Source organism: Streptomyces sp. NPDC004732 (assembly GCF_040609235.1).
In the GTDB taxonomy this organism is placed as follows: domain Bacteria; phylum Actinomycetota; class Actinomycetes; order Streptomycetales; family Streptomycetaceae; genus Streptomyces.
The window spans coordinates 575,871-583,566 of the sequence record NZ_JBEXJR010000007.1 but is presented as its reverse complement, the minus strand read 5'-3'; the positions used below and the strand labels follow the sequence as shown (position 1 = coordinate 583,566).

8 protein-coding genes are annotated in these 7,696 nt (G+C 70.6%); 3 read left to right on the top strand and 5 right to left on the bottom strand.

The annotated features are described in order from the left end of the window. Window positions 1-686: MerR family transcriptional regulator (locus ABZV77_RS23715; RefSeq protein WP_356260154.1), on the bottom strand; the 686-nt coding region annotated here is incomplete at its 3' end. 102 nt (window positions 687-788) lie between these two features. Between ABZV77_RS23715 and ABZV77_RS23710 the strand changes: the two genes are divergently transcribed. Further along, complete coding sequence (locus ABZV77_RS23710; RefSeq protein ID WP_356260152.1) at window positions 789-1,406, top strand: sigma-70 family RNA polymerase sigma factor; 618 nt, start codon at window positions 789-791, stop codon at window positions 1,404-1,406. 84 nt (window positions 1,407-1,490) lie between these two features. Here the strand turns inward: ABZV77_RS23710 and ABZV77_RS23705 are convergent, their stop codons facing one another. The 3 genes from ABZV77_RS23705 to ABZV77_RS23695 all read right to left on the bottom strand — a co-directional run bounded on the left by ABZV77_RS23705 (window position 1,491) and on the right by ABZV77_RS23695 (window position 3,668). Continuing rightward, on the bottom strand, window positions 1,491-2,036 hold the full coding sequence (locus ABZV77_RS23705; protein ID WP_356260149.1) for a DUF4383 domain-containing protein: 546 nt from the start codon (window positions 2,034-2,036) through the stop codon (window positions 1,491-1,493). Between the two features lie 136 nt (window positions 2,037-2,172). Next, window positions 2,173-3,075, bottom strand: coding sequence for an AfsA-related hotdog domain-containing protein (locus ABZV77_RS23700; protein WP_356260146.1), 903 nt, complete (start codon window positions 3,073-3,075; stop codon window positions 2,173-2,175). A gap of 11 nt (window positions 3,076-3,086) precedes the next feature. Then, the gene (locus tag ABZV77_RS23695) at window positions 3,087-3,668 is read right to left on the bottom strand and encodes a fasciclin domain-containing protein (protein ID WP_356260143.1); all 582 of its coding nucleotides are present in this window, start codon (window positions 3,666-3,668) and stop codon (window positions 3,087-3,089) included. A 368-nt stretch (window positions 3,669-4,036) separates the two neighbouring features. Here ABZV77_RS23695 and ABZV77_RS23690 point away from each other — a divergent pair, with 368 nt between their 5' ends. Together ABZV77_RS23690 and ABZV77_RS23685 are read left to right on the top strand one after the other, a co-directional pair. Next, window positions 4,037-5,392 carry a hypothetical protein gene (locus ABZV77_RS23690; protein ID WP_356260141.1) on the top strand — a complete coding sequence of 452 codons (1,356 nt, stop codon included), beginning with the start codon at window positions 4,037-4,039 and terminating at the stop codon, window positions 5,390-5,392. A gap of 90 nt (window positions 5,393-5,482) precedes the next feature. After that, the gene (locus tag ABZV77_RS23685; protein ID WP_356260138.1) at window positions 5,483-6,538 is read left to right on the top strand and encodes a nuclear transport factor 2 family protein; all 1,056 of its coding nucleotides are present in this window, start codon (window positions 5,483-5,485) and stop codon (window positions 6,536-6,538) included. On the opposite strand, the gene ABZV77_RS23680 is transcribed toward ABZV77_RS23685, so the two are convergent. After that, window positions 6,504-7,694 carry a DUF6596 domain-containing protein gene (locus ABZV77_RS23680; protein ID WP_356260239.1) on the bottom strand — a complete coding sequence of 397 codons (1,191 nt, stop codon included), beginning with the start codon at window positions 7,692-7,694 and terminating at the stop codon, window positions 6,504-6,506. The two genes, ABZV77_RS23685 and ABZV77_RS23680, sit on opposite strands and share 35 nt — an antisense overlap. Window positions 7,695-7,696: the final 2 nt, after the last annotated feature.

The window sequence follows — 7,696 nt, the reverse complement described above, 5'->3', positions numbered from 1 at the left end:
TCACCCAGGGCAGCATTGAGCGCCTCCAGAGGCAGCGTGTGCTGCTCATCTGCCATGCAGGCCAGCAGCACCGGAGACCTGTCCACCAGCGGCACGGTGCACGGCCGCAGCAGCGGGACACTGCGCAGCGTGGTCGAGATGTGCCAGGACAGCAGGTGCTCGACCTCCACATAACGGTCGTCCGACAGCTCCCACTTGCGTCCCACCGCCCGCAGCGTGGGCACCATCACCTCCTCCCACACGGGTACGAGACCGTGCTCGCCGACCAGCGCATTCAGCCTGCCCTGCACCTCGTGCGCATCCAGCCGGACCGCGGCACGCGCCAGACCCCGGCACTCCTGACGCACGTGCCCCAGCGGCAGCGCGGTGCTGGCGTTGCGGTAGCGGGCAGGAAGGTCCGCCGCACCGTCGGGTGTCACCGCCCGGGAGTTCTTGGCGCGGCGTGCGGCCTGCGCGGGCGGGATGCCTCTCGCCGTGAGCCTGCACATGTGTTCCAGCATGGCGATGTCCTGGGGCGCCCACCGCCGGTGACGCCCCTGCGGACGGACCGCGGGACCCAGACCGTAGCGGCGGTCCCAGCTCCGCAGCGTCGTCGGCGAGATACCCAGGCGGCGCGCGACGGCGCCCGAGGTCGTTGCCGCCTGAGGTGGTGTGGGGTCCCCCGCCGTGGCTGCTGAATCGTTCATGCCGCCTCTGATTCGACGCACAATCGATGCGCGTTGCTTCTCTGCCCATCAGCGCGAAGGATCGGTCTCGGGGCTCACCCACTGACTGAGGGAGCCATCGCGATGCCTGCCAGCCAGCCGGGGCCCGCTCACGGACCGGACCACCGCACCGCCCGGGCCGAGAACGACCTGATCGCCGGATTCATGGCAGGGGACGAGGACTGTCTGGCCGCCGTCTACCACCGCTGGGGAGCGCTGGTGCACGGCATCGCCCGCACCTCCCTCGGCGACGCCTGCGAGGCCGATGACGTGACGCAGCAGGTCTTCATCGGCGCCTGGCGCGGGCGGAGCGGGTTCTGTCCGGACAGGGGGACTCTGGCGGGCTGGCTCGTCGGGATCACCCGGCGCAAGGTGGCCGACGCGCTGGCCGCGCGTGCCCGCCGGGCCGCTCTCGTCGATGCCGGAGGCTCCGAGCTCGCATCGGGTGCAGGCACCGCTTCCCCCTTGGACGACGTACTCGACCAAGTGATCGTCGAGCACGAGCTGAGCTGCCTGCCGGAACCCCAGCGTCAGGTCCTGCGGCTGGCGTTCTACGGCGACCTCACGCAGCCCCAGATCGCCGTGCTCACCGGCTGGCCCCTGGGGACGGTCAAGAGCCACGCCCGGCGCGGCCTCCTCCGTCTGCGTCACGCCTTCGAGGATGCAGGCGAAGCGGGGACACTCGCCCGTCTGCACTCGTGACGACGGGCCCGGTGCACGCCGCCCGGGACATCGTTCAGGTCCCGTCCCGGGGAATCGTTCACGTCTCATGGCGGAGGCGCACTCTCATCGCCTCGATGCCGACTCGTTGCTCCGCTCAGGGACCGTCAGTTCGGCCTGCGCGGCGACGCGCCGCATGTCTTCGCGGGCAGCCTGCTCGGGATGGCGGCGGCGCCAGAACGGATTGTCGTGGGACAGCTTGCTGGACACCCGCCCGTACATCCCGAACGTCAGGATCATCAGGCCGACCACGAAGCTGAACACCACGTTGGGCATCCCGAAGTCCAGGAAGTTCGCCGGACGGTCCAGGGTGAAGAGGTGGTAGAAGCCGCTGAGCAGGAAGAGCGTCCCCACGGTCATGTTCAGGCCGGAGGCGAAGGTCCCGCCCACGATTCCGCCGACCACGAGTGCCGTCCCCACGGTCAGCGAGATGATGCTCAGGGCCGTGTTGGTGTCGAGACCGGCCACGTTCCCGTTCGTGCCGAACGGTTTCAGCGCGTCGGCAAGGCCCAGGCAACCGAAGACGAGCAGGACCACGCCGCAGAACGCGGCGCCGTAGCGGTAGACGCCTGCGAGATGGTGGTCCAGAGGCAGTTCATCCTGCAATTTCATGCCGGTCTCCTTACGTCGACCGCCCAGTCGGTGGTGGCCCGGGGGTCCGGTCACTCGGTCGGCACCATGTGTTCGAGCCGAGGTCATCCGTCACGATCCCTTCCGGTGGACGAGGCTGCGTGGATGCATCGTCAGGTCATGGCGTCAGGAACGTGACCCCGCCCGTGGCCGCGACGCGGCCGTCGGCCATGACGACGAACCGGCATCCACCCGGTTCGGCCGCGACTTCGACCAGGGCCCCGCTCGCCGGCACCGGCTCCCGCACGTCGGCACGGAGTCCGGCCACCGCCGCGGGCGTCATCCCGCAGCTCAGCAGGGCCGCCTGCCGCCCCGCCTCCAGAACGGCCGACGCGGGCAGCCTCGCCGGACGGCCCGCGAGCAGGACCGGGTGACCCGGGTCGCGCGGGACGATCAGCACCCGCCCCTGAGGTGCCCGCGCGAGGAGCACGTCGGGGTCGGCAGCCGCGCCCACCGCGGCCGGTGGCGGATGCAGCAGCGCCGACCGCGGAACGTCCTGCCGACGGGACGCCCCGGGGTCCGGCGGCCGGGCGCAACGAACGGTGCACGTGGCGAACGGCATGCCCCGGTGCTGGTACTCGGCGGTGAGGCGGAAGGCGGTGAGCACACCGGCGTGCACCGCCTGGTCGCTCACACCGACCCGGACGACCACGTCAGTGGCGTCACCGCGCTCCAGCGGCTGCGCCTGTGGATGCACTCCCAGGGCCACGGACACCGGCTCCAGCGGTACCCGCACTCCGGACAAGTGGTGGCGTTGCAGCGCCACGGCCAGCTGGCGCGTGGACTCCACCATGATCAGCGGATGGTGCCGGACCACGTTCAGCCGCTCGTTCAACGGGTGGAAGCGCGGCCACTGGCACCGGGCGACGAAGCTCTGGCTGCCCCGGCGCCGCAGGGACACCACGAGCAGCGACGCCATCGTCCCCAGCCCGAGTGTGCGCCACGTCAGCTCCGGATCCGCGGACCGGTCCGCGACATCGTCCGGGCTGCCGGGTGGGTCGTACGTGGCACTGCCGCGCATCTGCGCACGCCTCACTTCTTCGGCATGAGGACCGAGTCGATGATGTACACCGTGGCGTTGGACGTCTGCACGTTGCCGCACACGATGTTGGCGGAGTCGTTCACCTTGAACTTCTCGCCCGATCCGGCGGTGGTGAGCATGCCTCCCTCCAGCGTCTTGAACTCCCCCTTGGAGAGCTGGTCGGGCGCGACCTTCTCACCGACGACGTGGTAGGTGAGGATCTTGGTGAGCTGGGCCTTGTCGGCCAGGACCTTGTCCAGGTCGGCCTTGGGGATCTTGGCGAACGCGTCGTTCGTCGGCGCGAACACCGTCGCGTCCTTGGTGTTGTTGAGCGTGTCGACGAGTCCGGCCTTCTTGACGGCCGTCACGAGCGTGGACAGCGCCGGGTTGTTCGATGCCGCGGTGGCGACCGGCTCGGAAGCCATCCCGTCGAAGCTGCCGGCACCGTCCTTGGGGACGCTCGCACACGCCGGGCCGAACGGCTCGGACATGCCATCGGCATGCGCGACCGGGGCGAGCAGTCCCAACGAAACAGGCAGTGCGAGGGCCGCGGTGGCCGCCACGGCGGCCCGGCGGGTGTGTGTGCTGTGCATGGTCTTTCCTCCCTGTCGGAGGCGCCTCCCGGCGCCTCTCAGGAGTGGCGTTTCATGCCCTCCACACGATTACTTCCGGAGTGAGCCGTGTCGCAGATGCACATATTTGTCAGCATTCAGAAGGGGGGACGGGAAAGCCCACGTGCGGCTGCCGATCGCGGACGGCACCAATGGTTGCCCCCTCGCCACGAGTACGGCACAAAAGCACAGCCGGAGCGCGCTTCCCCACTGATGCAACCGACGCATCCGCACCGTGGACGGCACGCGACGCATTGACCCCCGGGGTTTCACGGTGTTGTCTCCCCTTCTCCGGCATCCCCCCTCTCCGGCACTCCCAGCTCCTCGAGCCCGCACAGCAGGAGGAACCGATGACCGTTCGCCGGCGCATGACAGCCGCCGCCTGCACCGCGCTCGCCGCACTCTGCGCCGCCACCGGCCTGTCACCCACCGGAGCCTCGGCCACCGGCTCCACCACCGCCTCCGCGCCCCGCACCGACCGCGTGAGCGTCGGCATGGGCGGCGCCCAGAGCAATGCCGCGTCCACCAACCCCTCCATCAGCGCCGACGGCCGGTACGTCGCGTTCGTCTCGGAGTCGCGCAACCTGGTCGAGAACGACACCAACGGCACGCCCGACGCCTTCGTCCGGGACATGCGTACCGGAAGGACGGAACGCGTCAGCGTCAAGAGCAACGGGAAGGCGAGCCACGGCGTCGTACGGGAGGTCTCCCTCAGCCCCGACGGGCGGTACGTGGTCTTCACCTCCACGGCCGACGACCTCGTGAGCGGCGACCCCAACGATCTCGACGACGTCTTCCTGCACGACCGCCGCACCGGCAGGACCCAGCGCATCAGCCCCACGGGCGCGTCCTACGACGGGCTGCGCGGCCGTCTGACGTACGGCCCGGTGGTCAGCGGGGACGGCCGCCACGTCGCGTACGCCTCGGGCGCGGAGGATCTCGTGGCGGGGGACGCCAACAAGCGGGACGACGTCTTTCTGTACGACCGGAAGACGAAGAAGACGGAGCTGGCGCAGCTCACGAACGCGGGCGGACACGGCGAAGGGGACGCGTTCGAACCGGCGTTCGCGGGCGGCTCCGGCGGCCGGTACCTCGCCTTCACCTCCAACACCGCCGACCTGGCGGGCGTGGAGGACCATGCGTCCGCGACGGACGTCTTCCTGCGCGACCGCGAGAAGGGCACCACGGAGCTCATCAGCACCCCGCACGGCTACAACCGCAAGACCCCGTCCTGGGGAGCGGCCCTCAGCGGCAACGCCCGCTTCGTGGCGTTCACTTCGGCCTCCAGGGTGCTCCGCCCCGAGGGGCCGGTACCGACCGGTGCGCACAACGTCTTCCGCTACGACCGCGAGACGCAGCGCATGCGGCTGGTCAGCGCCGCCCAGGACGGCACCCCTGCCGACGGGGACAGCGACGACGTCTCGCTGAGCGGGAACGGGCGCTACGCGGCGTTCACCTCCGCCGCGGCCAACCTCACCCCCGACGGCGACGACAGCAGCGCCGACGTCTTCCTGCGCGACATGGTGACCGGCGAGGTGCGTCTCGTCAGCGTCGAGAGCGAGCCGGTGTCCGAGGACACCAGGCCGGGACGGCGGACCGGGGTCACCGACGACGGCGGCGCGGTGGTGTTCGACTCCCCGGCGGGCAACCTCGTACCCGGCGACACCAACAGCGCGCCCGACGTCTTCCTGCGCCAACTGCGCTGACCCCACCCTGAACGGAACCCGTTGCAAGGCGAAAGCTAACGTGTCGTTCCGCCACGCACGTCGGCTTCCGCTGCGATCAACGGGGAACTCATGCTCACGCACCGCACGAACCGCACCGCACTTCTCATGGCCGCGGGCACGGCCGCGCTCGCGCTCACCGCCAGTGCCTGCTCGTCCGACGGGGACGGCAAGTCCGGGGACGACAACGGGAGGACCGCCGCCGACCGTGCGCCCAAGGGCGTCGTCACCGAGGCCGGGGCGAAGGAAATCGTCGACAACTACGTGAAGGTCAACAACCGGGCCAACGCGAAGCGCGACAGCCACATCCTGTCCGCCGTCGAGGGCGGCGGGCTCTTCGAGACGAGCGCGAACGGCTACAAGCAGGACAAGCTGCAGTCGGCGAAGGACAGGGCGGACGGCCGCAAGCCCTTCGAGTATGTGAATCGCGAATACGTCATCCCGTCCGCGAAGAGCGGTGTGACCTGGTTCGCGCTGCGCGCCGACACCAAGGGCGCCAACGGCACTTCGGACAAGACCAGCCGCGCCACCGTCGTCTTCGACAAGGTGGACGGTGACTGGAAGGCCGTCTGGAGCGGCTGGACCACCAAGAAGGACCCCAAGACGCCCGCGCTCGCCAAGGACTCCGACGGCTTCGCGGTCCCGGTCACCGACACCGGCAAGAAGCAGGGCATCCTCGCCCCTGACCAGATGGACGACGCACTGGTCGCGCTCTACGCGACCGACGAGAAGCTGGGCAACAAGGTCGGCGCGAGCGAGACCGCGAAGTGGATGACCCAGTTCCCGCTGGAGCAGAACAAGATGCTCAACCCCGGCGGCAAGTCCGAGTTCAAGGCGGGCAAGACGGACCACAAGAAGGTCTACGCACTGCGGACGGAGAAGGGCGGCACGCTCACCTTCTTCAACGCCGACGTGCAGGAGTACATGCACACGACCGATCCGGCCGCGCTCATCACCCCGTCCCCGCAGATCGCCTTCCTGGTCGGGAGCAAGAAGGACGAGAGGGTGTTCCTCGTGGACTACCTGCACCAGGGGTCGGCGTACATCCCGGCCAAGGGCACGGTCTCCATGGTCACGGACAGCTGGGACATGATCAAGGCCGAGGGTCCGCGCCGCGGCCTCCGCTGACCTGCGAAGGGCCCTGGTCCCGGCGCGCGTTGAGCCGGGCGGCCTGGCGCGTCAGATGGGCGCGCTCCGCGAGGTTCGTGGCCTTCTGGGCCGCGTCCGCGTAGAGCTGCGCCGCCAGCGTCAGGTCGCCGTCGCGCTCATGGAGGTAGGCCGCCACGGCGGTGTGGCGGGGCAGGGAGTCGTCCAGCGCCGCCAGTGCCGCGAGGCCCGCGCGGGGGCCGTCCGCCTCGCCGACCGCCACCGCGCGGTTCAGCCGGACGACCGGGCTGTCGGTCAGGCCCGCGAGCTCGTCGTACCACTCGACGATCTGCACCCAGTCGGTCTCCTCCGCGGTGGGCGCGTCGGCGTGCAGTGCCGCGATGGCCGCCTGGGCCTGGAACTCGCCGAGCCGGTCCCGGGAGAGTGCCGTCTGCAGGATCCCGATGCCCTCGGCGATCGCCCCGGTGTCCCACCGGCTCCGGTCCTGCTCGGCGAGCGGCACCAGGCTCCCGTCGGGCGCGGTCCGCGCGGCGCGCCTGGCGTGGTGGAGCAGCATCAGGGCGAGCAGCCCCGCCACCTCCGGGTGGTCGATCGCGCCCGCGAGCTGCCGGGCGAGCCGGATGGCCTCGGCGGCGAGGTCGACGTCACCGGAGTAGCCCTCGTTGAAGACCAGGTACAGGACGCGCAGCACGGTGGCGACGTCGCCAGGCCGGTCGAACCGCACACCGGACACGGTGCGCTTGGCCCGGCTGATGCGCTGCGCCATGGTCGCCTCGGGCACCAGGTAGGCCTGGGCGATCTGGCGGGTGGTGAGCCCGCCGACGGCGCGCAGCGTGAGCGCGACGGCGGACGACGGCGTCAGCGACGGGTGGGCGCAGAGGAAGTAGAGCTGGAGGGTGTCGTCCGTGGCGGGTGCGGGGCCTGGCGCGGGTTCCTCGTCGACCAGGTCCTCGCGCCTGCGGCGGGACGCCTCCGCCCGGGTCGCGTCGATGAACCGGCGCCAGGCCACGGTGACCAGCCAGCCCTTCGGATCCCGTGGCATGTCGCCCGGCCAGACGCGGACCGCCTCGACCAGGGCGTCCTGCACGGCGTCCTCGGCCGCCGCGAAGTCGGCTCCGCGGCGGACGAGGATTCCGAGCACGCTCGGGGTGAGGCTTCGGAGCAGGGCCTCGTTCACTT

Bases quoted from the DNA above. Each gene is read 5' to 3' on its own strand.
- ABZV77_RS23705 (WP_356260149.1), bottom strand. From the start codon at position 2,036: ATGAAATTGCAGGATGAACTGCCTCTGGACCACCATCTCGCAGGCGTC.
- ABZV77_RS23685 (WP_356260138.1), top strand. From the start codon at position 5,483: ATGCTCACGCACCGCACGAACCGCACCGCACTTCTCATGGCCGCGGGC.
- ABZV77_RS23690 (WP_356260141.1), top strand. From the start codon at position 4,037: ATGACCGTTCGCCGGCGCATGACAGCCGCCGCCTGCACCGCGCTCGCC.
- ABZV77_RS23710 (WP_356260152.1), top strand. From the start codon at position 789: ATGCCTGCCAGCCAGCCGGGGCCCGCTCACGGACCGGACCACCGCACC.
- ABZV77_RS23700 (WP_356260146.1), bottom strand. From the start codon at position 3,075: ATGCGCGGCAGTGCCACGTACGACCCACCCGGCAGCCCGGACGATGTC.
- ABZV77_RS23695 (WP_356260143.1), bottom strand. From the start codon at position 3,668: ATGCACAGCACACACACCCGCCGGGCCGCCGTGGCGGCCACCGCGGCC.